16 protein-coding genes are annotated in these 26,488 nt (G+C 36.0%); 2 read left to right on the forward strand and 14 right to left on the reverse strand.

The annotated features are described in order from the left end of the window. Nucleotides 1-56: 56 nt before the first annotated feature. The 12 genes from R8749_RS07800 to rsmG form a co-directional block, all read right to left on the reverse strand. A complete protein-coding gene (locus tag R8749_RS07800) occupies nt 57-2,531 on the reverse strand; it encodes a hypothetical protein (RefSeq protein ID WP_317695669.1) in 2,475 nt (824 codons plus the stop codon). A 129-nt stretch (nt 2,532-2,660) separates the two neighbouring features. Next, a complete protein-coding gene (locus R8749_RS07805) occupies nt 2,661-5,531 on the reverse strand; it encodes a hypothetical protein (RefSeq protein WP_317695671.1) in 2,871 nt (956 codons plus the stop codon). 230 nt (nt 5,532-5,761) lie between these two features. Further along, nucleotides 5,762-8,638: a hypothetical protein gene (locus tag R8749_RS07810; protein ID WP_317695673.1), complete on the reverse strand. Its 2,877-nt coding sequence runs from the start codon at nt 8,636-8,638 to the stop codon at nt 5,762-5,764. 148 nt (nt 8,639-8,786) lie between these two features. Continuing rightward, the gene (locus R8749_RS07815; protein ID WP_317695676.1) at nt 8,787-11,675 is read right to left on the reverse strand and encodes a hypothetical protein; all 2,889 of its coding nucleotides are present in this window, start codon (nt 11,673-11,675) and stop codon (nt 8,787-8,789) included. 115 nt (nt 11,676-11,790) lie between these two features. Next, a complete protein-coding gene (gene guaB, locus R8749_RS07820) occupies nt 11,791-12,945 on the reverse strand; it encodes an IMP dehydrogenase (RefSeq protein WP_317695678.1) in 1,155 nt (384 codons plus the stop codon). A 38-nt stretch (nt 12,946-12,983) separates the two neighbouring features. Beyond that, nucleotides 12,984-13,661: a DUF1129 domain-containing protein gene (locus R8749_RS07825; protein ID WP_317695680.1), complete on the reverse strand. Its 678-nt coding sequence runs from the start codon at nt 13,659-13,661 to the stop codon at nt 12,984-12,986. Beyond that, the gene (gene ychF, locus R8749_RS07830) at nt 13,661-14,761 is read right to left on the reverse strand and encodes a redox-regulated ATPase YchF (protein ID WP_317695683.1); all 1,101 of its coding nucleotides are present in this window, start codon (nt 14,759-14,761) and stop codon (nt 13,661-13,663) included. The genes R8749_RS07825 and ychF overlap by 1 nt, the downstream gene beginning before the upstream one ends. Next, entirely contained in the window at nt 14,758-14,991 is a 234-nt protein-coding gene (locus R8749_RS07835) for a DUF951 domain-containing protein (protein WP_317695685.1), read from the reverse strand. The genes ychF and R8749_RS07835 overlap by 4 nt, the downstream gene beginning before the upstream one ends. Then, a complete protein-coding gene (locus tag R8749_RS07840) occupies nt 14,991-15,863 on the reverse strand; it encodes a ParB/RepB/Spo0J family partition protein (RefSeq protein ID WP_317695688.1) in 873 nt (290 codons plus the stop codon). The genes R8749_RS07835 and R8749_RS07840 overlap by 1 nt, the downstream gene beginning before the upstream one ends. Further along, the gene (locus R8749_RS07845; RefSeq protein ID WP_317695690.1) at nt 15,853-16,626 is read right to left on the reverse strand and encodes a ParA family protein; all 774 of its coding nucleotides are present in this window, start codon (nt 16,624-16,626) and stop codon (nt 15,853-15,855) included. Before R8749_RS07845 ends, R8749_RS07840 begins: the two co-directional genes overlap by 11 nt. Nucleotides 16,627-16,633: 7 nt before the next feature. Further along, on the reverse strand, nt 16,634-17,545 hold the full coding sequence (locus R8749_RS07850; protein WP_317695691.1) for a ParB/RepB/Spo0J family partition protein: 912 nt from the start codon (nt 17,543-17,545) through the stop codon (nt 16,634-16,636). Then, nucleotides 17,535-18,269 carry a 16S rRNA (guanine(527)-N(7))-methyltransferase RsmG gene (rsmG, locus tag R8749_RS07855; protein ID WP_317695693.1) on the reverse strand — a complete coding sequence of 245 codons (735 nt, stop codon included), beginning with the start codon at nt 18,267-18,269 and terminating at the stop codon, nt 17,535-17,537. Before rsmG ends, R8749_RS07850 begins: the two co-directional genes overlap by 11 nt. Before the next feature lie 90 nt (nt 18,270-18,359). Between rsmG and R8749_RS07860 the strand changes: the two genes are divergently transcribed. Beyond that, nucleotides 18,360-18,914 (forward strand): 5-formyltetrahydrofolate cyclo-ligase, encoded by a 555-nt coding sequence (locus R8749_RS07860; RefSeq protein WP_317695696.1) that lies wholly within the window; start codon nt 18,360-18,362, stop codon nt 18,912-18,914. Between the two features lie 43 nt (nt 18,915-18,957). Next, nucleotides 18,958-19,629 (forward strand): 2,3-bisphosphoglycerate-dependent phosphoglycerate mutase, encoded by a 672-nt coding sequence (locus tag R8749_RS07865; RefSeq protein WP_317695699.1) that lies wholly within the window; start codon nt 18,958-18,960, stop codon nt 19,627-19,629. Between the two features lie 60 nt (nt 19,630-19,689). Here R8749_RS07865 and R8749_RS07870 read toward each other — a convergent pair whose 3' ends face one another. Together R8749_RS07870 and R8749_RS07875 are read right to left on the reverse strand one after the other, a co-directional pair. Next, the gene (locus tag R8749_RS07870; protein ID WP_317695702.1) at nt 19,690-23,001 is read right to left on the reverse strand and encodes a BspA family leucine-rich repeat surface protein; all 3,312 of its coding nucleotides are present in this window, start codon (nt 22,999-23,001) and stop codon (nt 19,690-19,692) included. Nucleotides 23,002-23,134: 133 nt separating this feature from the next. Then, nucleotides 23,135-26,335 (reverse strand): BspA family leucine-rich repeat surface protein, encoded by a 3,201-nt coding sequence (locus tag R8749_RS07875; protein ID WP_317695704.1) that lies wholly within the window; start codon nt 26,333-26,335, stop codon nt 23,135-23,137. Between the last annotated feature and the right edge of the window lie 153 nt (nt 26,336-26,488).

A 26,488-nucleotide genomic window follows, 5' to 3' on the forward strand; every position in this document is an offset into this window, starting at 1 on the left:
GTTTGTTCATAAATTAAATTAAAAAAGCCTCAATTAAGAGACTTTGATTGATGAATCTATTTAAAATATGCACCGTCAATCCATTGATTTCCACCAAGATTGTACATTGTCTTACTACCCTTTTTCGCAATCTTGAAGTATTTCCAAGTAGTACCATGTTTGATTTTCTTAGTGAATTTCTTTTGATCAGGGCTTGTCCAAACATTAATACTGTAACCAGCTTTATATGTTACTTTACCAGTACCCTTTTTCGCAGTAATTGCCCAAGCGCTTGGTTTTACAACTGGAGTTAAGCTTACATATTTAGCTTCAATCCACTGATCTTTTCCGATTTGATACCAAAGAGAACCATTAGAAGCAGTAGCAACTGCACTATATTTCCAAGCAGAACCAGTCATTAAAGTCCGAGGTTTTCCATTAGGCAGAAGTTCTTTTGCGCTATTAATGAATGCTCTCTTTCTAATATTAACGCCATAGCCCCAAACGTAATTTATATACAAAGTTCCCTTCTTTGCAGTAACTTTTGGTTCAGTAGGATCACTAAATGTGAAATAACGATGATAAGTTAAAACAGTTCCGTTATCTCTAGGGTTAGTAACTGTAAAAGTAACATCAAAAGTTCCTATTTCTTCAGGAAATTCGCCTTTTGAATTTAAAGTTACTGGCTTGCCATCTTTTGTAACACTAACTGAAATATTTCCATTAGGAACCGTTTGCGTCACAGGTTCTTTAGAGTTACCACTTGGATCAGTATAAGTAAAAGAAAATGATAAACCACCTGAAGGATTCACATCTAGTGGATTAAAAGGAAGCTCTTCTCTTTGCTTCGAATCTTTATTATAAACTGGAGTAATTTCACCAACAGTAACACTATTGACATTTAACGTTACTGTTTTGCTGACAGTCTTACTTGCATCATCACCACTTGCAAACGTATAAGTTACTTTATAAGTTCCTGTATTAGTCAAAGGAATTGTATTATCAGTGTTCAAAGCAACTGCTTTGTTGTCAGAATCAGTAACTGCAACTTTGACCTTGCTATTATCGATCTTGACTGCTTTACCATCTTGTCCAGTATAAGATGCATCGATTTTATCAGTCTTTAAAATTGCATCAAAAGGATTGATCGATTTTCTATTTACATTTGATAATGTGTAAGTACCTTCAACAAAGTTATTAACAACGGGAAGAGCTGTCGTTCCTTCACTAACAGTAAGTGTTACAGTTTTTGTTAAAGTCTTTGTAGTATCGTCTGGGTTAGTAAAAACATAAGTAACTGTATATGTCCCATTTGTTGTGGTTGGAACTGTGCCGTCAGCATTCAAGGTAACAGCTTTGTTACTTGAATCAGCAACTGTAACTTTAATATTAGCTTTTGTAAGCGGCTGAGTTTTACCAACTTTATCAGTATAAGTTGCAGTTACCCCATTTAAAGGGTCAATACTTTTAGTAGTTGTACTGTTTGCACTAAGAGTTGTTGGAAAAGCAGTAACTGCCACAGCAGAATCAGTAGGAGCAACTGGAGTAGAAGTTGCATCATTACTTACAATAACTGGTTGAACAACATATGCAAACTTCGTATCCTTGGTTGGTCCATTAGGATCAACGTCGCCACTTCCATCAGTCTTCAAGAAAACAAAATTACTATTAGCATAACGATCTGCAACACCATCGACATAAGATACTGGAATCAATTGATTATAAGTAGTAGTTTTCTCTCCTGCTTTTAATTGATATGTCTCAATCTTTTGTGGCAAATCATAATGAGTTGTTCCACTAACACCATAGTAAAATCCGTTAGAAGTTAGGTTGGCATCAAAAAATGCTGGAACTCCTGTAGAATCAAGAATACTCTTAGCTTCTTCTTTTTCGTCCATCGACTTAACGGTTGGAGTTCCTGGTTTTACATTAATCGGAGTCATTTTTTGAAGCATCATCTTAGAACGGTCTAGGACTTTGACATTAATATCTTTAGTCCCTGCAACCTGCCCTGATTGATTTGTTGTTGTCAAATTAACAAAGAAACTATCTCCGTCTACTAAATTTTTTATTTTATTTGATAAATCAGCTGCATTAGTAGCACCTTTAACTTTATCACCCTTTATTTGAAGTGTTACATCGTAATGCATCTTTGCTAAACTTTCTACTCTTGCATTCGGATTAGCAAGCATTTTAAGAAGCCCATCTTTTAATGCGATGCTTAACACTACGTCTGGCATTCCCTCAGAATTAAAAAGATAATTAGTTGTACGATCGTTTAGGTCAACATTTTTATACGTAATGTTTCCATTACTAGCAAAATTTCCTTTAACAGCATCTGCAGCAAGCTTTTTAACTTGTTCTGTTGAAATCTGAACGTTGTTGTTAAATCCATCATTCAAAGATTTTTGATATGCTGGATCAACTGAATCGTAAGCTCTAACTACTGATAGTGGTTTTGATGCAAAAAATGCAACATTAGAAGCCACTGGGGCAATAGTCAAGAGAGCAGCTGAACACAAGCCCAAGTATTTGATTTTATTTAATATCATTTTATCCTCCAATAGATATACAGTTCCTTATTCCTTCATTATACGTTTATATATAAAAAAAAGATATCTTTAGAAGAAAATAAAAAACCTCTTTTCATTTAAGAAAAGAAGGCTTCTTATAATCAATGATTATTGAAAAATGAAATATGTTCCGTCAACCCATTGGTTTCCACCAAGGTTATACATTACTCGACTACCTTTTGTAGCAACCTTGAAGTACTTCCATGATGTACCATGTTTTAATTTCTTAGTCCAAGATTTCTGATCTGGTGAAGTCCAAAGATTTACACTGTAACCAGGAACATAGTGGATTGTACCAACACCAGTTTGGTTAGTAATCTTCCATGCATTTGGATTAACAACAGGTGTTAAGCTTGCATATTCACCTTGGATCCATTGGTTTGTACCTAACTTATACCAAGTTGTACCATCTGCATATTTTGCAACTGCACTATACTTCCAAGCAGAACCTGTCATCATCTTACGAAGAGAACCGTCAGCTAATCTTTCAGCACCATCTGTTACATTATGGTTCTTCCAAAGGTTAACACCGTAGCCCCATGTATAGTTAACATAGATGATTCCTCTTTCAGGAGTAATCGTTGGTTCCTCTACTTTAGGAGTAGATTTAACTGTTAAAGTTCTAGTGTAATTTAAAACTAAACTATTATCACTAGGGTTAACAACTGTATAGTTAATTGTGTATGTACCTTCTTCAATTGCAAAAGATCCATCAGTGTTAGTTCTTACTGGCTGACCATTCTTAGTAACAGCGTAAGTAACGTTACTTGTTGGTACTTGAGCTGTTGTTGGAGTAGAACTTCCAGCTGCAGTAGTTGAATAGTTAAATGTCAAACCACTCATTGGATTAAAAGTAGAACCATCTTTTAAATCAACTGTAGGGTTTTGAACCATACTTCCACTATAACTTGCTGTTGGAGCAGAAGTTGTTACACCGTTAACAGTAAGAGTAACTGTCTTTGTAGTTGTCTTAGTTGCATCATCGCCATTAGCGAATGTGTAAGTTACTTTATATGTACCAGCAGTTGTTAATGGAATAGTACCATCAGTATTTAAAGTAACTGCTTTGTTACTTGAATCAGCAACAGTAACTTTTACTTTATCATTAGCAATTGTTGTAGTTTTGCCGTCTAATCCAACATATGATGCAGAGATCTTGTCAGTCTTTAATAATGCATCAAATGGACTGATAGATTTACGACTTACATTAGATAAAGTGTAAGTTCCTTCAACAAAGTTAGTAACTGTTGGAGCTGCTAAGTTTGTATCAGCAACTGTAAGATTTAATGTTCTAGTTACAGTCTTAGTTGCATCATCAGGATTAGAGAATACATAAGTAATCTTATATGTACCATTTGTAGTCGTAGGTACAGTTCCGTCAGAGTTCAAAGTAACTGCTTTGTTAGTAGAATCAGCAACTGTTACTTTGATGTTAGCATTTGGTAAGTCTTTAGTCTTGCCATCAGCACCAACGTAAGTAGCTTTAACACCACTTAATGGATCAATGCTCTTAGTAGTCTTGCTTGATGCAAAAAGATCAGATGTAGGGAATGTAGAAACTGTAGGAGCTGATAAAGGTGTTGGAATATCAGTTACAGTAACAGGAATCTTAACTGTACTTGTAGTCCCATTTGTAGGATTAGTAACACTAGCTGTTGCATATGAAGTAGCAGCCTGTGATTTAAGATCAGGCATTGTATATTTGATAACACCACCTGTAAGTTGATCTACACCACCGTCGTTACTGCTTACACTCTTGTATGCTTTAAGGTTATTATCATTGAAAATAGATCCCTTTAAGTATGCTTCAGCTGCATCCAATGATGGTTTGTCGCCATACTTAAATGTTAATTTAGCTTTATCATCTGCATTAAGAGAAATGGTATCACCATTTTTATAAGTAGGATTAGAGCTACCACTGAATAAATATTTAAATACTGGATAATCCTTACTTGCAACAGTACCAACGGTCACTAATCGTTTAACATAAGCAACTACTCCAGGACCAGCAGCAGGAACGGTAGCAGTTATCTTACTAGTTCCGCTATCTAAGAATACAAAACTGCTTGCATCATAAGTATCAGCAACTGTTCTTGTATATTCAATTGGGATCAATTGAGTATAAACTGCACCAGTTACTCCACTAGCTAATTCATATTTTGAAGTTGAAGTACTTGCAGTAAATGCACCAGTAGTGTCTACCGCATAGTAGAAAGGATGATTTGCTGCAACAAAACTACTAATATCACTTGCTTTAAAAGCTTGTTCTCCACGTGAATTCTTAATAGCTTTTGCTACATCAGTTGCATTTTCAGTTGAAAGATGTGTTGTAGCAGTAGTAGCTGTAATTCCGACAACTGGTGCTAAACTAATTTTATCTGGTTTAGGACTAACCGTAACATTGATTGTCTTTGTTCCGATTACATCACCGCTAGCATTTGTAGTTGATAACGCAATAGAGAACTTATCATTGTCTACTAAAGTTTGAAGTTGACGAACTTGATCACTTGCACTAGTTGGTGTACTCAACTTAGGACCTGTAATAGTAATTTTAGTTTTAACATTAGATTTTGCCAAAAATCCAACTTTAGAATTAGGAGTAACAAAGAGTTTCAGAAAATCATCCTTTAAATTTGTATAAAGATCAGCCTCAGCTGCTGGACTACCACTAGTATTATCAAAAAGAACTTTTGTATTAGTAGCAATAGGGCCAACATTATCATAAACAAATGATCCTTGGCTTATGTCACCCTTGATCGCAGTAGAAGCTAAATCACTAAGTTGACTAGCAGTCACATTAATTGTTGAACCAAATCCATTAGTTAATGAATTTTGATACTCTGTATCGATAGCATCTGCATGGACAACGTTTGTTGTTACTGGCTGAGATGCGAGAGTAGCCACATTTGTTGCAATTGGTGCTACTGTCAATAATGTTGTTGCGCAAATACCAAAATATTTTATTTTATTTAAACTCATGTATATAATTTATCCTCCGAGTTTTCTTTTACGTGTTATGATTATATTATATCTACTTTTATCCTCTGTGCACGTTTATTGACGTTTTTTAATACAAAATTCAAAATTCCTTCATAAATGAAATATTTGAAACCAAATGTACGATTAAACGATTATTTTTAACAAAAATGCACTAAATTGAAATGTTATAAGAGTAAAAAACAACCCTATAAAGGATTGTTTTTGATCTATTAGCGAGGAATTGGTGAGAAGAATAAAGCATCAACCCACTGATCTCCTCCTAAGTTGTACATGGTACTGCCACCTTTAGTTGCTACTTTAAAATACTTCCAGCCAGTTCCATGACGAAGTCTCTTCGTCCATGATTTCTGGTCAGGTGAAGTCCAAACATTAATACTATATCCAGGAACGTAATTAACAATACCAATCCCTTGTTGGAGAGTTATTGTCCAACTATTTGGATCAACTACTGGGTCTAAACTCGTATACTGAGCAGGAATCCACTGATCCTTACCCAAGCGATACCATTTAGTACCATCCGGATAAGTTGCAATTGCACTATATTTCCAACCAGTTCCTGTTATTAATTTACGAAGGCTTCCGTCAGCATTTCTTTCTGCCCCATCTGTCACTGTATGATTCTTCCAAAGATTAATGCCGTAACCCCAAACGTATTTAATATAAACAATTCCGTGTTCTTGAGTAATTGTTGGTTCTACTGGCTTAGGAACTGCTTTAGTAACTGTTAATGTCCGAGTATAAGTCAAAACTGTCGCATTATCTCTAGGATTAACAACACTATAGGAAATTGTGTAAACACCCTCTGTCGGAGCAAATGAATTATTAGTCAAAGGAACATCCACTCCATTTTTCGAAACTGTTACTGAAACAAAATTATTAGGAACTGTTTCCGTAATTGGAGTTGTCGGGGTACTTGTTGAAGGATCTGTATAAACTAAATTAAACGAAACATTATTTAAGACATTAAAATTAGTTGTATTAGTGTCAATCGTCGGATTAGCGATCTCATTACCTACATATTTTGCGGTAATTGGCTGGCTGATCGTTCGATTAATAATCAAGGTCAAACTTTTACTAATTGTTTTAGTTGTATCATCTGGATTAGTCCAAGTATAAGTAACTGTATACGTGTCAGGTGTGGTCATTGAAATATTGCCGGCAGAATTCAAATTAACTGCTTGACCACGACTGTTTTTAACAGCAACCGCTACTTTGCTTCGATCAATTGCGTGACTAGCACCATCAGCACCAATATAAGAAGCACTAACTTTATCCATTCTTAAAACTGTTGCATATGGACTTACTTCACTTTGACGATTATTTGATAAAGTGTAGGTACTATTTTCATAAAAGCCCGTAACTGTTGGCGCAACGAGATCTGAGTTCGTGACATTTAACGTCAAATCTTTAGCAACTGTTCTTGTTGTGTCATCCGGGTTGGCAAATACATAGTGAATCGTATAAATCCCTGGAGTCGTAGTCGCAACTGTCCCGTCACTGTTTAAGTTTACATTATTACCTTTTGCATCTTTAACAGTAATCGTTACGTTTGCCTTCGTTAAATCATGAGTTTTGCCGTCACTTCCAACATAAGTAGCAGCTACACCTGTCATTGGATCATACTTAGAAGTAGATTTACTGTTTACACTAGTGGTATCTGGAAATTTAGTAACAGTTGGTGCTACCAGCGAATTAGGAATTCCCGTAATTGTTACGGGGATCTTAACAACCGATTCAGCACCAGTTGTACTATTTAATGCAGTTGCAAGAATATATTGTGGCGTTGTCGCAGGATTTAAAACTGGCATTGAATACTTAACTGTAAGTGCCGCTCCAACGATACTGCCATTTTTAGATTCAGGATATGCCGAAAAATTACCAGCTCCATTATTACTAGTGTTAAATTTATTATTCAGATAACTAGTGAGGGTATTCATGCTAGTCTGGTTATTATAAATATAGGTTAAATTTGCCGTGTCAACAGGATTAGGTTTTAAAGTATCTCCACTATTGATTGTGTTTGTTACGCTAATATTATTAGAATCTGTCGTCGTATATCTAAAAACGGGATACACTGGACTGCCAATCACTATTTTTCTTACTACATAAGCCGTTGTCGTATCACTGCCTGTTGCAGGAGCCGCAGCAACTGTTCCCGTATTCTTATCCTCAGATAAATTTAAGAAGACAAAATTATTTGCATCATACTTATTAGCAATCGCTGCAGTATAAGGAACGGAAATCAATTGATTAATTACCGCGCCGACATTTCCTGTATAAAAATCAGTATATCTACTAGTCGCACTGCTCTTTTTATAGTTGCTGCTGCCATTCAATGCATAATAATATGCTCCCGTAATACTTGCAGCATCAAAAACCTGACTTCCATTAGTATCTTTTATTAGAGGTGCAATATCTGCTGCTACCTCTCTAGGACTAGTGAGATCAGTAAGGGCAGCTGTTGTAGCGCTAATCGGATTAATCTTAATTAGCGATGAAGTATCACGCGTAACTGTTACCGTGATAGTTTTCGTGTCAGCCACTACATTGTTGCTTGAATCCAAAGTAGAAATCGTAACTGTAAACTTATTATCCACGCTTAAATTCTTTAATTTTAAGAGCAGATCATCTCGAGAAGTCGGCGTACTAAAAGAACTGCTGGTTACTTTGACCGTCGTCTTATAACCTTCATGCGGCAAAACCCCCACGAGAGCATTAGTTTGAACGAAAAGTTTCAAAAAAGGATCTTGTAAATTATCGCGCAATAATGAAGTGCCGGAGATACTAGAACTGTTAAATAATCTTGAACCAGTCGCAGCAACATTACTATAAAACATACTTCCATCTGTTTGGAAAGTTCCGGTAATGTCTGATGCTTGAATATTCTTAATCTGAGTCGTCGTTAAATTAACGCTATCGTTAAACGCTGCATTAAGAGAAGATTGATAAAGCGCATCGTTGGCAGCTTTAACCGTATTTGATTGAATTGGCTGTGAGACTGCTGAAACAACTGATCCCAAAACCGGGGCAAGAGTTAAAAGCGATGCAGCACATAGACCGAAGTACTTAATTTTATTTTTTTTCATAATTCCTCCAAAAGAATATCTATCTTTTATATTCCTTATATTCCCATTATAACAAGTTTTCTACAAAATATTTAACCGCTTACAATAAATATATATATCCATTAATAAAAAAACAAACCCTATACATTTTTAGGATTTGTTTTTTAGATTACTTTTTAGGGAAAAAGTATGAACCATCTACCCATTGGTTTCCGCCAAGATTATACATGCTCTTACCATTCTTGGTTGCTACTTTAAAATACTTCCAAGAAGTTCCATGGCGAAGTTTCTTCGTCCAATTGGTTTGATTAGGCGATGTCCACAGATTTACACTATAGCCTGGAACATAATGAATAACGCCGACACCTTTACTTGAAGTAATATTCCATGAGTTAGGATTTACCATTGGTACAAAACTTGCATACTGTCCTTGAACCCATTGATTTGTTCCTAACCGATACCAAGTACTGCCATCAGGATAAGTCGCAACTGCACGATATTTCCAAGCCGATCCCGTCATTAATTTTCTAATGCTGCCATCAGAATTTAATTCCATTCCACCAGTTGTATTGTAGTTCTTCCAAAGATTTACACCATAACCCCATACATAATTAATGTAAAGCACGCCACTCGTAAATTGAACTGTTGGAGCAGTTGGGTTAGGAGTTGGAGACGGATTAGGTGTAGGAGTTGGATTCGCATTTGGTGCCTGAACTGTTAAGGTTCTCGTATAGCTTAAAGTGATCGCATTATCTTGTGGGTTCACTGCTGTATAAACTATCTTATAAGTACCAATTGTCGGCTGGAATGAATAATTGGATAGAGGGACATCCTTTCCGTCTTTCGTAACTGAAATTGAAATCAAATTATTTGGAATAGTTCCCGTTCTTTGAGTCGACGGTGTTGAGCTAGCTGGATCTGTATAGTTATATGTAAAGTTGATATTATTTAAAACATTAAAACTAGTCGTATTTGTATCAATTGTTGGATTAACGACTTCCTTATTACTAAGATTTGGAGTAATTGCCTGACTGGCAATTTGATTTACAATCAATGTCAAAGACTTGGAAACTGTTTTACTAGTATCTTCTGGGTTAGCCCACGTATAGGTAACAGTATATGTACCCGGCGTTGCCATTGAAATCATGCCATTAGAATTCAAACTTACCGATGAACCAAGTTGATTTTTAACAGTCACAACAACTTTTTTACTATCAACATAATGACTAGCACTATCACTTCCGATATAAGAAGCAGTTACTCGATCCATTCTTAAAACGGGGGCAAAAGGACTGACTTCCTTTTGTTTATCGTTTGATAGCGTATATGTTCCATTATCATAAAAACCGCTAACCGTAGGAGCTACTAAATCAGTTGCCGTAACATTAACAGTCAGATCTCTTGTTACTTTTTTCGTCGAATCACCTGGATTCGAGAATACATACTGAATCTTATAAGTCCCAACTGTTGTTGTCGGCATTGTTCCATCATAATTTAAAGAAACTGTACTTCCTTTAGAATCTTTAACTGTCGCCTTGATGAAAGCTTTAGGCAGATTATGGGTCGCATTATCTGCACCAAGGTATGTAGCAGCTACATCTTTATAAATGTCATATTTAGATGTAGTTTTACTATTAATCGTTACCGAATCGTTTTCAGGAAACTTACTAATTGAAGGAGTTGAATTTACATTTGGAATATCGGTAACTTTAACTGGAATTTTCAATTTTGATTCAGCACCAGTTTTAGGATCAATAGCAGTTGCGATTGCATTCTGTGGTGAGGTTGTCGCTTTAAGATGAGGCAATGTGTAAGTGATTTTTACTCTATTGTCAGTATCTTTATCATCATTAAATTTTACAAAAGCAACCAGATTGCCTGCACCATTTCGATCAGTGGTTAATATTTCCTGCAGGTAGCTGTCTAAATTCACCCAACTTCTAGAATCGTTAAAGATATAAGTAAGTTTTTCTGCATCGACCGTATTTAACGGCAAAGTACTGTCTTTACCATAGGTATTTCTTGCTGGTGCTCCACTAACTGTGCTTGTATATCTAAACTCAGGATAAGTAGGCGAACCAATTATTATTCTTCTTGGTATATAAGCTATCTGAGTTGCACTAGGATCAGGAGCTTTATCTAAAACTTTATGTGAAGTGTCATCGATAAATACAAAACTACTTGGATCATATTTAGAAGCAGTCTCATAATTATAATGAATCGGAATCAATTGAGTAATGATCGCCCCTGTACCATTACCCCAATCACCTAGCGCAAAGGTAGTGCCAGAAATTGTTTTATATTGCGTACTTCCGTTTATCCCGTAATAATATGATGATCCAAAATCGAAAGAATGAAAAATTGCCGTATCTTTTACATCCTTAATTGCTTTAATATTTTTAGATACATCTTCTGCATCTGCCTTATTGCTATCTTTAGCTACACTAAGAGTTCCCAGGTCAGGGATCTTAATTTTCGATGTTGGATCGGCAGTAACAGTGGCTGTAATAGGATAAGAAGCCACTTTAGACGTATTACTAACATGTTTCATTGTCATGGTAATCGTAAACTGATCACCAACATTTAATGCTTTTAATTTGTCAATAAGATCTGTCGAACTAGTTGGTTCTCCAGAAAATTTGGTACTAGTAATTTTCAAAGATAATTTATAATCACTAGATGCCAGACCTTCCATTTTTACATCACTTTTTACTAATGATCTAAAAAAAGGAACTTCAATTTTCAAATTATCATAAACCACCGCATTAGTATCCGTAACACTTTTGAATAAATCTGTCGTTTGGTACTCAGCTGTATTGATAGAAAGCTTACCGTCAAAACTGCTCGTAGACAGGTCTTTAAGCTGACTCTTCGAAAAATTAACACTAGAATTAAACTTCGCTTTTAATAAATCTGTATAAGCCTGATCATCAGCAGCTTTTACCACACTAGTCGTCAACGCCTGACTTGCAGTAATACCGACTGAACTAACGATTGGCGCGATTGTCACTAAAGCCGTTGCACATAGGCCAAAGTATTTAATTTTATTTTTTTTCATATATATAACCCCCTTGAAAAAACAATATTTATCACTGTTCTTGACATTATTATAACAATTGATAATTTTATTTTCAAAAAAACGCTTAATCCTGACTTCTCACAAGATTAAACGTCTAAAAATTTCTACTCTTATAATTAGGTGCAGCCTTTTCCATTTTCACATCGTGGGGATGAGATTCTCTTAATCCAGCATTGGAAATTTTGATAAACTGTCCTTTTTCTTTAAGCTCTTCAATATCCCTTGCTCCAGTGTATCCCATTCCAGAACGAAGGCCTCCTTCTAGTTGGTACAAAATATCTTCAACTGATCCCTTATACGGAACTCGTGCTTCAATTCCTTCTGGAACCAATTTCTTAGCATCGTTAACTTCACTTTGAAAATAACGGTCTTTCGAACCATTTTGCTGCGACATTGCAGCCATGGAACCCATGCCCCGATATTCTTTATATTTCTTCCCGTTCTCTTCAAAAACTTCACCAGGAGCTTCTTTAGTTCCTGCTAACATGCTGCCAAGCATTACCACATCACCTCCAGCAGCAATTGCCTTTACAATATCGCCAGAATATTTAATTCCGCCGTCAGCAATAATCGTTTTGTGATACTCTTTTGCCACTTTAGCTGCTTCCATAATTGCTGTAACCTGAGGAACTCCAATACCCGCGACAACTCTTGTTGTACAAATCGACCCAGGACCAATTCCTACTTTAACAACATCAGCTCCCGCATCATACAGAGCTTTTGCCCCATTAGCCGTAGCAACATTACCGGCAATGATTGTTATTTCAGGAAATGTCCGTCTGATTTCTGAAACTCTATTTAAAACTCCTTGTGAATGACCATGAGCTGTATCAACTACAATTGCATTTGCTCCTGCATCAATTAATAATTTTGCCCGTTCAATTGTATTATTAGTGACTCCGACTGCAGCTGCCACTAAAAATAAGTTTTGTTCATCATGTGCCGCCAAAGGATATTTTTGAAAATCAACTACCTGTTCTTTAACTTTTCTAACTTCTTCTACTTGTGAATCAACACTCATATTTTTATGAATAACACCTAAACCGCCTAAGCGAGCCATGGTTAATGCCATCTCATGTTCGGTTACTGTATCCATCCCGGCACTCATGATTGGTAAATTTAACTTTAACTTCCCGCCAATAGTTATTTTTAAAACAATATCCTGCGGTAAAACATCACTAGCCGCTGGAATCAGTAAAACATCATCAAAAGTTAATCCGTCTCCTACAATCTTATCTAATTTTTCCATTCACAAGTTCCTCCAAAGTATTTTCTAACAAAAAAACTCTAAAATAGAGTTCCTTTGATATTGTATTTATGCTTCAAATAGTAATGAGCTCCAAACAAAGCAATTGTGATGATCAAATAGGTCATCGCACTAAAAACTGGATTAAACTGTGCCGGAATAAAACCTGCAAGACCCGTCACTAAGAACAATCCAACAAATCCGATGGCCAGAACTCCAATTAATTTTGGAATTGAAACCCGTTGATCTTTGGGCTGAATGCTCCAACGCGTAAAATACGCCCAAGTGAGTCCAAACTCAACTGACATTATAATAATCGTTAAAACGCCGTTTGAAGCCCCCGTAGCTTTATTTTTACTTGGGAAGAACATCATTAAGCAACTCATTCCGAAAAGCAGCATCCCAAAAATAACTGAATTATCTAACCATAACAGCCAATAACTGGTAGCCGGTTTCTCTGCTTCACCCTTAACATGCGCTGCCGCTAATTTTCTAGGGCTCCCAAAAAGACGATTTGCCGGCGTGCCTCTGCGTTGTGCTTCGACCATTTCATCAAGAATCTGATTAACATACTGATCAGCATCTTCTTCTGAATATTTAAAGTCATTCGTTAAGAACTTCTTTAGTTGAAAAACATATTCCGTATTCTTATTGGATAATTCGTCCAATGTATGCTTGGGCAATTCTTGTTCAATAACTTTTTCTTTCTTATCACTCATTAGACATTAAACCTAAATTCAAAAATATCTCCATCTTGAACAACGTAATCTTTACCTTCAATTCTTAATCGACCAGCTTCTTTTACTGCTTCCATGCTGCCATATTGATCTAAATCACTAAACGATACAGTTTCTGCTCTAATAAAACCTCGTTCAAAATCACTGTGAATTATGCCGGCAGCTTGCGGTGCTTTTGTTCCAACTTTGTAGGTCCAAGCACGATTTTCTTTGCCGCCAGCAGTAAAGAATGTTCCAAGTCCTAATAACCGATACGTTGCCTGAATTAATTGATCAAGTCCTGATTCTTTTGCACCAAGATCCGCTAAGAAATCTGAGCGATCACTTGGATCAAGTTCTGATATCTCTTCTTCAGTTCGAACTGAAATCGCTAAAGCGGGTGAATTTTCACTATCGGCAATTTCTTTAACCACTTTAAAATACGGTGACTGCATCGGATCAGCAATACTATCATCACTAATATTTGCAACATAAATGACAGGTTTAGTGGTTAGAAGGAAAAATCCTTTCACAATCTTCGCTTCATCTTTATTAAATTCTAAAGAACGAGCTGGTTTTCCCTCTTCTAAAGCTTTTTTAATCCTTTGAAGCAACGGAAGTTCTGCCATTGCTTCTTTATCATGAGCACGGGCTACTTTTTCGACACGTCCTAACCGCTTAGTAACACTATCTAAATCAGCAATTTCTAATTCTAAATTAATTGTTTCAATATCATCTTTTGGATCCACTGTTCCGGTAACCGAAGTAATATTAGGATCATCAAAAGCTCGAACGATGTGGACAATCGCATCTACTTCTCTGATATTTGCTAAAAATTTATTCCCTAAACCTTCACCTTTGCTGGCACCCTTTACAATTCCAGCAATGTCAGTAAATTCAAAAGTAGTCGGAATAATCTTTTTGGCCGGAATAATTTCCTGTAGGCGATCTAATCGTTTGTCAGGTACTTCAACAACTCCCACATTTGGTTCAATCGTTGCAAACGGATAGTTAGCCATTTCCGCTCCGGCATTTGTAATTGCATTAAATAATGTGGACTTTCCAACGTTCGGAAGTCCAACAATTCCAGCTGTTAAACTCATTCTTGTTCCAATCTATTAATTATTACATCACCAGTGCCTTGATCGCTCTCTGGTGTATGTTCAATTTTTTTAACTTTTTTTAGAAATTCAGCCCGCGGCATCACAATCTTACGCTGACAACTTACACACATTATTCCAATATCAGCTCCAATTCGAACCACTTTCCAATTATTATTACCGCAGGCATGAGGCTTTTTCATAATTACTAAATCATTGAGTAAAATTTCCATTAATTTTCCTCAACATGTAAGAGCTCCATAATTCTCGCCAAGTCATCCTCTGAAGCAAAGGCAATTTCTATTTTACCTTTTCCCCTTGATGATTGCTGAATTTTTACCTTTGTATCTAACAAATCTTCCAAGGAGCTGCGAGTAGTCCGTACAAAAGGTGTCGGTTCTTTAATTTCCTTTTTAACTTTTTTTGTATCTTGCTTTTCTTCGATCAGCTTCTCAATTTGACGAACGGTTAATCCTTCGCTGACCACCTTTTTTGCAAACTTTTCAATTTCTGCAGGATCTTGAAGCTTTAGTAACGCTCTTGCTTGCGCATTTGAAATTTTACCCTTTTCAACCATTGTTTTAACTGCAGTAGGAAGCTGAAGCAATCTAATGTAATTAGTAATATAGGGCCTGCTTTTACCAACTTTTTTTGCCACTTCGTCTTGAGTTAAATTAAGCTTTTTTATTAATGTGACAAAAGCTTGACCTTCTTCAATTGGTGAAAGATTTTCCCGCTGTAAGTTTTCTAAAACTGTAATTTCTAAAACTTGTTCATCAGTATAATCACGAACTATCGCCGGAATTTCTTTTTTTCCTGCCAATTTTGAGGCTCGTAAACGGCGCTCACCAGCAATCAATTCATAACCATTGACTCCTTTTTTGACAATAATTGGCTGAAAAACACCACTTTCAGAGATAGAATCTGCTAACTCTTTTAATTTATCCGGGTCGAAAACTTCGCGTGGCTGGTAAGGATTAGGACGAATGTCCTTCACACTTATTTCTGTAACGCCCTCTGATCCCTCATTTAAATCCTGAATTGGATTATTTGAGAAAAAAGCATCCAACCCGGTTCCTAGACCATGATTCTTTTTAGTTGCCATTTGATGCAAGCACCTCCTTGGCTAATTCAACATAGGCAATCGCCCCTTTTGAATGAGGATCATAATAGTAAATTGGCATTTGATGACTTGGAGCTTCTGCTAAGCCAATATTTCGTGGAATAATCGTGTCATAAACTTTATTGTAGAAATAATTTCTAACATCGCCAATTACTTGAGCTCCCAAGAGAGTTCTCGCATCATACATTGTAATCAAGACTCCTTCAATTCCAATTTGAGGATTAGAACGACGACGAACTTGATCGATTGTATTTAATAACTGGCTGAGACCTTCCAAAGCATAAAATTCACTTTGTAAGGTAATTAAAACTGTATCTGCCGCAGTAAAAGCTTCAATTGAAAGTAATCCCAAAGATGGCGGACAATCAATAAAAATAAAATCAAAATCATTTTTCACTTCATCCAGAATTTGTTTTAAGAGCATCTCACGCCCGTTAGTATTAGCGTACTGAGTTTCGACACTTGCTAAGCGATTACTGGCAGCTGGAAGCAAACTTACATTAGCAAACTTAGTTTTAATTATTGTATTTCTAATCGGAACTTGCTGCGTCAAAGCATCTGTTATATCTTGTTTGATAATTGTTTTAGCTGAGCCCAAAAAACCCGTAGTCAGATTACCCTGCGGGTCAAAATCAACCAATAAAGTCCTCTTGCCTAATGTTCCTAATGACGCTCCGAGATTAGAAGTAGTTGTTGTCTTACCAACACCACCTTTTTGATTTGCAATAGCTATTATCTTCCCCATATTTATCCTAATTATTATCGCCGTTATCTTCTTTTATTTCTGATTCTGAAATTTCTTTTTTGAGTCGGATAACCATTTCCACGTTATCCTGATCAATTTGTTTTAACTCTTGAGTAACTGCTATTCCGCTCTTTTCAATCGCATTAAGTGACTTTTTTAAAGTTTGCGTCGCTAAGGTCAAACTATCCATTTTAGTCAAAATATTTGCGCGTGGTTTTGCTTGCTTTTTAGGCTTAGATTTTGCTGTTTTCTTCTTAACTATCTCTTTTGGCGGCTTTAAATACTTATCAATTAATTTTTTTGTTTGAGTAACATTTAAATTTTCTTCAGTAATTTTTTGTAAAACTTCCATTTGATCATCATGTTCAAGTCTTAACATTTCTCTTCCGTGACGTTCAGAAAGTTTTCCATCAGCTATTGCCGTTTGAATTTTTTCATCTAATTTTAACAAACGCAGCTTATTCGCAACTGCACTTTGACTTTTTCCTAATTGGTGAGCCAAAGATTCCTGCGTTCCATTAGTGAGGTCAAGCAGATCTTTATAGGCTTTAGCTTCTTCAATCGAAGATAAATTTTCACGTTGTAAATTCTCATTCAAGGCTTGAATCGCTGAAGCTGTATTATCAAATCCACGAACTATTGCCTGAATTGTCTTACGCTGAAGCCATTGAACAGCCCGAAATCTTCTTTCTCCTGCAACAATCTCATATTTGTGAGGTTCATATTCTCTGACTACAATTGGCTGCAGCAAGCCGTTTTTATCAATACTTTGGGCTAGTTCTTTAATTTTATCTTCTTGAAATACTTTTCGGGGTTGATAACGATTCGGAATAATATCTTCAACATTCAAAATGACTAAACGACCTTCGTCATTTTGCGATTCGTCTGCCTTAAAAAAATTGAAAAAATTATTTGGCATGGTATCCTTTCATACTAGCTTTAATCTGACTATTAGATCGAGGAAATTTTCGAGGAGTTATCGTATTTTTTTTAATTAAAAACAACGAGCGAGAATCATCATCTTGCTTTAAATCTATCAATAATTCCTGCTTCACATTACCGCCTAAAGTTTTGATTAAATCTTTGGCTTCGATCATTTCCTGATCACCATTTTTGCCTTTATAAGCTAAGAAATATCCCCCTTTTCTTACCAAAGGCAAACAATATTCACTAAGAACTCTTAAATTAGCAACTGCTCGAGAGACAACTAAATCATACTTTTCTCTTCCTTCACCTTGTCCAAATTCTTCGGCCCGCTGCCATACAAAATCAACATTAGTCAAATGTAACTTATCAGTTAATTCTTTCAAAAATTGTAATTTCTTTTGAGAAGAATCTAATAGAGTTAATTTTACATCTGGATAAATTATTTTTAAAGGGACACCTGGAAATCCTGCACCGGTTCCAACATCACAAATTCTCATATCTGATTGAAAAATTGATGTTTTAAACTTTAAAATAGGAATGATCGAGTCATAAAAATGTTTTAAATATGCTTCCTCCACCTCAGTAATTCGTGTTAAATTATACTTCTGATTGGTTTCAATTAGCATGTCGTAATATAGCGCAAATTGGGCTGCTGTTTTCTCAGCATCAATTCCCGAAATTTGTTCTAAAACTTTTGTAAATTCACTTGGATCCAAAAATTACCTCTCCGTGAAACTAAGATGTTTCACAATTACTTTATACGAAGAATCAAGATTGTTCAATCTTTATTATAAATAAGGAAGCTTATGGAATCAAAAAAGAAAATTAGAGAAATCCAAATTAAAAGATTAGCCGAAATGGACCCTGATAATAAGACAACTCAAGCTAATATAATCACTCAATTACTTAAAGAATCAACAATTTATTTTAATGCTCAAAAAATTGCCCTTTTTTGGAGCACGGAACTTGAAATTCCAACCCATAATTTTATAAAAGATGCCAGCAAAGAAAAAGAAATTTACTTGCCAACAATTGGGAAAAATCATCATTTAATTTTTCGCCGTTATGAGGAAAATCAACCCATGCAGATTATACAAGGGATTTCTGAACCAATGCCATCGGCAGTTGAAATTGAGCCTTCAAAATTAGATCTTATTGTGGTCCCAGGGCTAACTTTTTCTGTGATCAATAAATTTCGACTTGGTTTTGGCGGGGGATATTATGATCGTATTTTAGCTGATTATCCTGGTACTACGGTTTCGCTTGTATTGAATGAACAAATTGTTTCGGATCCCAGCTGGCCGATCGAATCTTTTGATATTCCGATCAACTATCTTTATACAACTAAAGGTATTTATTAACAGGTGTAAAATAAATATTTGATGAAAAGATTGGACTAATTAAATGAATAAACTTGTTCTTGTTCGCCACGGAGAAAGTACGTCAAACCGTGACAATATTTTTACCGGCTGGAATGATGTATCTTTGACGGAAAAAGGAATTAAACAGGCGGTTCAGGCCGGTAATAAAATTAAAGATGCCCAAATAGAATTTTCTGAAATACATACTTCTCTGCTCGCAAGAGCAATTGAGACTGCTTATATCATTGCAGATACAATAGATCAAAGTTATTTACCTATTTATAAATCTTGGCGTTTAAACGAACGCCACTACGGAGCTTTAAGAGGTATTAACAAAAATGAAGCAAGAAAATTATACGGTAAAGATAAAGTAGCCCAATGGCGAAGAAGTCTTTATGCCATTCCTCCTCTATTATCTAATCCAACTTTTGACCGCCGATACCAAAACGTCCCTCAAGATATCAGACCTCGAGGGGAAAGTCTTGAAATGTCTCTTAAAAGAGTTCTTATCTATTTTGAAGATGATATTGCTCCTAAACTGAGACAAAATCAAAATATTTTATTAGTTGCTCATGGATCAACAATTAGAGTTTTAATTAAATATTTTGATCAAATTACTGGCGATGAACTTGATGGAGTTAAGGTTGGAAATGGATCTCCGATCGTTTACGAATTTAATCACCAGCTTGAAGTCGTAGACAAAGAATTTCTTTAATTTTTAAAACATCCGGTGCATCATAAAAACCGCTAGTCGTCATGATCAGCGGTTTTTAAATTAAGGTGTATCGTTCACGAGAGTAAATGTCACGGTCGCATTATATCTCCCAGCTTTCGGTATATCACTCGGACTTGCCTTGAAGCTCAGTGTCCACGGATAGTTCTTGACATCTTGATAAGTATTTGTGGCTGTTTCACTATAAAGTGTCTGTGCTGTTGGAAGAAGATGCGTAACTGTTCCAGTTGTAGAATTACGATAATACAACGGATTACCTCTGATAACCTTCGTTGAATCTGTCGTCAGCTTAAACGGATTAGTTACCGCAGCTTCCACATGCCATCGCTTACCTGTTCTCACGTTACGGTTATCTGTTATTTTCAAATTTTGCGCTGAACTTTTGTATTCTTTATTTCTAAGTGCCCCCATGTGGGTTCCCAAATCAATGCTGCCTGGAGTTGCTGCTAATGTTTGCGTTCCAATCTGATCCCAGACGTAAGTTCTGACATCATTTCTCATTTGTGAATCTGTTGCAATCTGAGCTGCAGTTCTCACTGCCCCCGTTGGAGCATGGACTGTTGTCGGAGTTAACGCCTCACGCCACTGTGGATTAGTCGCATAATATTGCGGATTAGGCGGAACTGGTTTATCTAGATCGTTAATTGCTCCGTTTGGCGGCCCAGGAGTCGGATCAGCTAATGAGGTTGAATTTCCGAGCTTAGAATTTCCCCCTAGTTTTAATTTCCATAACTTTGGAGTATTTAAAAACAACGAAGTCGTATCAGCAGTAGGCTTTATTGTTAGTGGCGATAAATCTAACTCAGTCAAATTGGTACAACTCCAAAAAGTATATTTCCAATTAACAACATTAGATGTATCAAACATACTAAGATCAAGTTTCTTCAATCCTGAACATCCCGCAAACATTGATTCCATTACATGTAAGTTTGGCGTTCGAAAGCTGCTTAAATCAATATTTGTTAAGCCTGAATTACAATAAAACATCCAATTCATGTTTGTAACATTACTCGAATCAAAGCTATGTAAATCAAGACTTGTTAACGATGAACAGCTACTAAACATTGCTTCAAAGAAACGTCCACTGTGAGTATCAAAGTGACTTACATCTATACTAAGTAAATTCTTATCCCCTTCAAATAATCCATTAAAATTAATCACGTTTCCTGTATTGAACTTCGTTGGATTAAGATAAATGTTTTTTAGATTTGTATCAAAATGAAACATTCGGTACATACTAATAACCTGAGAAGTGTCGAAATTAGTAACATCAATTGTATTTAAAGATGAACATTGATCGAACATAAAGGACATATCGTCCACTAAGCTGGTATCAAAACTGCTAACATCAATATTCAGTAAAGAGGAACAATTTTGAAACATGTATCTCATATTTGTTACAGAAGTCGTATTAAGGTTTGTTAAGCCTGTAATTTGGGTCAAATTCTTCATTCCAGCAAAAATACCATATAACGAGTTTTTACTGGTAACCCCCGAACTTATTACGACTTTGTTAATTTGAGTAAGGTAATCGTTCCAAGGCCAATTAACATTAGGGATGGTTGGATCTGTCAAGCCATTACTTACTGTATCAAGATTTGCGTTTAACTCGTGGGGATAGATGGTTAACGTTCCACTTTCGTATTTCCACCATATGTACTCATTTAAACTTATATTCTTGACCGCTGAAACATTATCGTTATTATCAACTGCTAAAATATGGAGATATTTATTATAATCATTATTACGATTAAAGGTTATTGTCCCCGTACTCCCTCCGGCTGTTGGCAATAAATTAATATTTGTGACTTTCTGAGTTGCTGGATCTCTCGTAACTGTTGGCGTTCCAGTTGGCGCAGAATCGACTGTATAAATATAGCCCTTAATTCCACTCTTTACAGGAATCTTAATAATATCTGAATAAGAATCACCTGTAGATGTATCAGCACGTGCTCTAAAATAATAATCCGTAGAATTATCAACTGCATCAATGTTTAAATTAACACTCGTAGCGGTTGAAGAAGATGATGCAACACTTGGTAAATTAGGTGCCGCATCATCAGTTACCGTAATATCTTTACCAGTCGTACTAGTATTTAAGGCTGAAGTATAGTAAATCATGTTAAAGATGATTTCTGCTTCCTGCGGTGTACATTGCCCAGTAGTATGACCAGTTTGAATTTGAGCATAATTGTTTTTTGAAACGAGATACCAGTTATTATCTGCGATAATATTGCCGCCAGCGTCACGTTCGTAAGTTACAAAGGCGTCCCCACCAGCCCAGTGATTAGCTGCTAAACTACCTTCGTCATATTTCAACCACCGAATCGCTCCTGAATTATATTGATAGTAAGAAGCATAACTATGTGAAGGAGAAACTGAAAAAATTTGCGTAGGATCCATAAAATACGGCTGTTTAGTTAAAGATCCTTGAGTTGCAACTTTAAGTTTATTACTTCCGACAAAGTGATACGCTGGAGAAACCTTAAGTCCTAAAAGGGAAGCAAAACGATTAAAATAAGTGTGAGCAGGAACACCAGAATGTTGATCTCCTCCGTGTGAATCATCAGCTGATCCTTCAATCGTATCATGACCAAAAGTGATGGCCCGACCAGTATCTCCAAAAGCTTTAGTAGCCTGATAAGAAGTCTCGTTAATATCTTGATAACCATTCCAATCAATTGCTCCAAAAAAAATGCCATCATATTTATATGTTCCATTTGGATTCTTTAAAATGCTGTTAGGATCCGAATTGTAGCTATCAAGCGAAACTGTCGTAATATCAAATAGACCCATATCAACAGGGCCTGTTCCACGTGAGTTGGTTTGTTTCATCCATTGTTCAAACCATTTTGAAGTCGCAGCATTAATCGGTCCATAAAGCTGACGTGGTGCGACGTTTAAGATTTTAAAGTGTTTACCGTAGTTAGTTCCAATTTCATTTGCTGTTGTAAATGATGGACTAGTATCTTTCTCAACATGATATCCCCCGCTAATATTTGTCGGTGGTACCCATGTTAAATTAACCTCATTACGATTATCAGTATCATTCCAATAGCTCTGACCAGTCATCTGAAAACTTCCTGGGGTTACAACTGTTGAATTAATTACTGATGAGATTCCTCTTGGTTGTATTTTAGGGAGTGATAATTGTTCCAGTGGATCACTGAAAATGGATGTAAGCTTGTTAGCTAAACGCCCCCCCCTGGAAACGCTACCATTATTTACGTTTGCTGTGTTTTGTGGAAAATCTGCTGCTTTACTCGCTTGTTTATTGTTTAAAACAATTCCAATAGCTGCAATACTTACTATTGCAACTATAAAAAATCCTAATCTTTTGACTAACTTGTTCATAAACTCACTCCCTAAATTGATTTATTTATACAAAGTTAGATTTATTATATCAAAAAGTGGGTTTTTTCAATTCTAATTTTCATAAAATTTTTAGCAAAAAAAGCAACTAACTGCTATTAGTCGCTTAATCATTTTAAGGTGTGTCATTCACTAACGTAAATGTTACGGTCGCATTATATCTCCCAGCTTTAGGAATATCACTTGGGCCTGCCTTAAAGCTCAATGTCCATGGATAATTTTTCACATCTTGATAAGTACTCGTGGCGATCTCGCTGTGAAGCGTTTGTGCTGTTGAAAGAAGATGCGTCACTGCCCCCGTTGTTGTATTGTGATAATACAAAGGATTACCTCTGATGACCTTTGTCGAATCTGTTGTCAGCTTAAACGGAGTTGTTACCGCAGCTTCCACATGCCACCTCTTACCTGTTCTCACATTTCTGTTGTCAGTTACATTGATATTTTGCGCTGAACTTTTGTATTCTTTATTTTTCAGTGCTCCAAGGTGGGTTCCCAAATCAATTGTGCCTGGAGTTGCTCCTAATGTCTGCGTTCCAATCTGATCCCAAACGTAAGTCCTTGTATCAGTTCTAGTTCGTGAATCTGCTGCAATCTGAGCTGCAGTTTTGGCTGCTCCCGTTGGTGCATGGACTGTTGTCGGAGTCAATGCTTCCCGCCACTGCGGATTAGTCGCATAGTATTGTGGATTAGGTGGAACTGGTTTGTCTAAATCTGTTATTGGAGTTCCTGCTGTCGGATTCCCTAACCCAGTTATACTTGATAACTTAGTATTTGCTCCTAACTTCAGCTGCCACAATTTTGTCATCCCATTAAACATTTGATCCATATTTGTGGTATTAGGATTTGTCGTGAACCTCGATAAGTCTAAACTGCTTAATGATGAACAATTCTCAAATGTATGCTGCAGATCCGTTAACTGCGGCGTGTTCAACGTAGTGCTAAACTTAAGTCTCTTCAACGCGGTGTCATCCTTAAACATATAATACATCGAAGTTAAGCTCGCTCCACTAAAGCTGCTTAAGTCTAATTCTTCTAATTTATAATCAAATTCAAACATGTACCGCATATCTGACACTTTTGAAGTATCAAAGCGACTTAAGTCAAGCGTTTTTAAATTCGGACAGTCCCCAAACATTCCCGTCATCGCTTTCGCACTGCTTGTATTAATATGGCTTAAATCAAAGGTCGTCATCTTATGCATTCCTTCATAAAAACCACCAAAGTTCTGAACATTATTCGTGATGAAATTCGGTCCATATGTCAAACTTGTAATGTTTTCACAATGTCTCATGAAACGAAACATAACGATTGATTTAACAGTATTAAAGTTTGAGAAATTTAGCGAAGTTAAGCTTTTACAATAATTAAACATATTAGTATAATCTTCGACGTTTGTTGTATTTAGATTAGTTAAACCTTCAATACTAGTCATCACAGTACAAGAACCAAAGATATTATTCAGAGATCGGCCACCGCTAACGCCTGGACTGATTACTGCTTTAGTAAGTTGAGATTTATATTGGTGCCAAGGCCAAACTACCACTGGCAAATTCGGATCACTAGAATCAATTGTTGCATCAACGTCAGCATTTAAGACGTGCGGATAAATCGTTAAAATTCCGGCACCATAAGTCCACCAAATATAGTCTTTAAGTGATATGGTTTTAACCGCAGATACATTATTGTTATTATCAATTGCTATTACGTGAACGTACTTGTTATAATCTGTACTTCGATTAAAAGTCAGAGTTCCCGCTGAAGTGCCGCCAGAAGGCAATAAATTAATATTAGTAACTCTATTAGTTGCTGGATCTCTGTTTACCGCAGGAGCTCCGCTAGGATTTGTATCAGTAGAATAAACATATCCTTTAATGCCACTTAATACAGGGACTTTTATAATATCTGAATATACATTACCAACTGAAGTATCAGCTCGACCACGAAAATAATAATCAGTAGAATTATCAATCGCATTAATATTTAAACTAACACTCGTAGCCGTTGAAGACGACGACGCAACACTTGGTAAATTAGGTGCTGCATTATCAGTTACTGTAATATCTTTACCAGTAGTACTGGTATTAAGACTTGACGTGTAGTAGATCATGTTAAAAATAATCTCAGCTTCTTGAGGAGTACATTGACCAGTAGTATGACCAGTCTGGATCTGAGCATAATTGTTTTTTGAAACAAGATACCAATTATTATCGGCAATAACTTTACCACTAGCATCTCGTTCGTAAGTTACAGCAGAGTCCCCACCAGCCCAGTGATTGGCAACTAAACTGCTTTCATCATATTTTAACCAACGAATTGCTCCTGAATTATATTGATAATAAGAAGCATAACTATGTGAAGGAGAAACCGAAAAGATTTGCGTAGGATCCATAAAATAAGGCTGCTGAGTTAAAGATCCTTGAGTTGCAACTTTAAGTTTATTACTTCCGACAAAGTGATACGCTGGAGAAACCTTAAGTCCTAAAAGAGGAGCAAAACGATTGAAATAGGTATGACATGGAACACCAGAATGCTGATCTCCTCCGTGTGAATCGTCAGCTGAGCCTTCGATCGTATCATGACCAAAAGTAATGGCTCGACCGGTATCACCAAAAGCTTTAGTGGCTTGATAAGAAGTTTCGTTGATATCCTGATAACCATTCCAATCAATTGCTCCAAAAAAAATGCCATCATATTTATATGTTCCATTTGGATTCTTTAAAATGCTATTAGGATTTGCATTATAGCTGTCAAGCGAAACTGTTGTAATATCAAAAAGTCCCATATCAACAGGACCTGTTCCACGTGAATTAGTTTGTTTCATCCATTGTTCGAACCATTTTGAAGTCGCAGCATTAATCGGTCCATAAAGCTGTCGTGGCGCAACATTTAATATTTGAAACCGTTTACCGTAGTTTGTTCCAACATCATGCGCCGTTGTAAAAGATGAACTGGTATCTCTTTCAATATGATAACCCCCGCTAACATTAGCTGGTGCAGTCCAATTTAAAGTAACTTCACTACGTTTATTGACATCATTCCAGCTACCAACTCCATACATTCGAAAATTACCATAACGAACAACTGTTGAACTAGTATTTGGCGGAATAATTCTTGATGTTAAATCCAGTGGCTTAAATTGATTCTCTTTAGATAAAGGGAATTTTGACTGTTTATTTGAAATGTTATCTTCAAAAGCAGTATTTTGTGGAAAATCGGCTGCACGACTTTCCTGTTTAAAACTTAACCCTATACCAAAAATTATGGTAGTTACTATAACTATTAATATATATCCAAGTCTTTTAATATATTTATTCATTACCCTAATGTCCCTAGCATTATTTAATAATTAATAACGATAAGTATATCAAGGGTTAAAGAAATTTAAATATTATCTTTAATAATTTTTTTTACAAAAAAAGCAACTAACCGTCAAATTTAAGATTAATTGCTTTTAAAAATTTTCATTATT

It is taken from the genome of Xylocopilactobacillus apis, assembly GCF_033095965.1.
In the GTDB taxonomy this organism is placed as follows: Bacteria; Bacillota; Bacilli; order Lactobacillales; family Lactobacillaceae; genus Xylocopilactobacillus; species Xylocopilactobacillus apis.

Excerpts from the sequence above, each read along its gene's own strand:
- R8749_RS07800 (WP_317695669.1), bottom strand. The coding sequence starts at position 2,531 with ATGATATTAAATAAAATCAAATACTTGGGCTTGTGTTCAGCTGCTCTC.
- R8749_RS07805 (WP_317695671.1), bottom strand. The coding sequence starts at position 5,531 with ATGAGTTTAAATAAAATAAAATATTTTGGTATTTGCGCAACAACATTA.
- R8749_RS07810 (WP_317695673.1), bottom strand. The coding sequence starts at position 8,638 with ATGAAAAAAAATAAAATTAAGTACTTCGGTCTATGTGCTGCATCGCTT.
- R8749_RS07815 (WP_317695676.1), bottom strand. The coding sequence starts at position 11,675 with ATGAAAAAAAATAAAATTAAATACTTTGGCCTATGTGCAACGGCTTTA.
- guaB (WP_317695678.1), bottom strand. The coding sequence starts at position 12,945 with ATGGAAAAATTAGATAAGATTGTAGGAGACGGATTAACTTTTGATGAT.
- R8749_RS07825 (WP_317695680.1), bottom strand. The coding sequence starts at position 13,661 with ATGAGTGATAAGAAAGAAAAAGTTATTGAACAAGAATTGCCCAAGCAT.
- ychF (WP_317695683.1), bottom strand. The coding sequence starts at position 14,761 with ATGAGTTTAACAGCTGGAATTGTTGGACTTCCGAACGTTGGAAAGTCC.
- R8749_RS07835 (WP_317695685.1), bottom strand. The coding sequence starts at position 14,991 with ATGGAAATTTTACTCAATGATTTAGTAATTATGAAAAAGCCTCATGCC.
- R8749_RS07840 (WP_317695688.1), bottom strand. The coding sequence starts at position 15,863 with ATGGCAACTAAAAAGAATCATGGTCTAGGAACCGGGTTGGATGCTTTT.
- R8749_RS07845 (WP_317695690.1), bottom strand. The coding sequence starts at position 16,626 with ATGGGGAAGATAATAGCTATTGCAAATCAAAAAGGTGGTGTTGGTAAG.
- R8749_RS07850 (WP_317695691.1), bottom strand. The coding sequence starts at position 17,545 with ATGCCAAATAATTTTTTCAATTTTTTTAAGGCAGACGAATCGCAAAAT.
- R8749_RS07860 (WP_317695696.1), top strand. The coding sequence starts at position 18,360 with ATGGAATCAAAAAAGAAAATTAGAGAAATCCAAATTAAAAGATTAGCC.
- R8749_RS07865 (WP_317695699.1), top strand. The coding sequence starts at position 18,958 with ATGAATAAACTTGTTCTTGTTCGCCACGGAGAAAGTACGTCAAACCGT.
- R8749_RS07870 (WP_317695702.1), bottom strand. The coding sequence starts at position 23,001 with ATGAACAAGTTAGTCAAAAGATTAGGATTTTTTATAGTTGCAATAGTA.
- R8749_RS07875 (WP_317695704.1), bottom strand. The coding sequence starts at position 26,335 with ATGAATAAATATATTAAAAGACTTGGATATATATTAATAGTTATAGTA.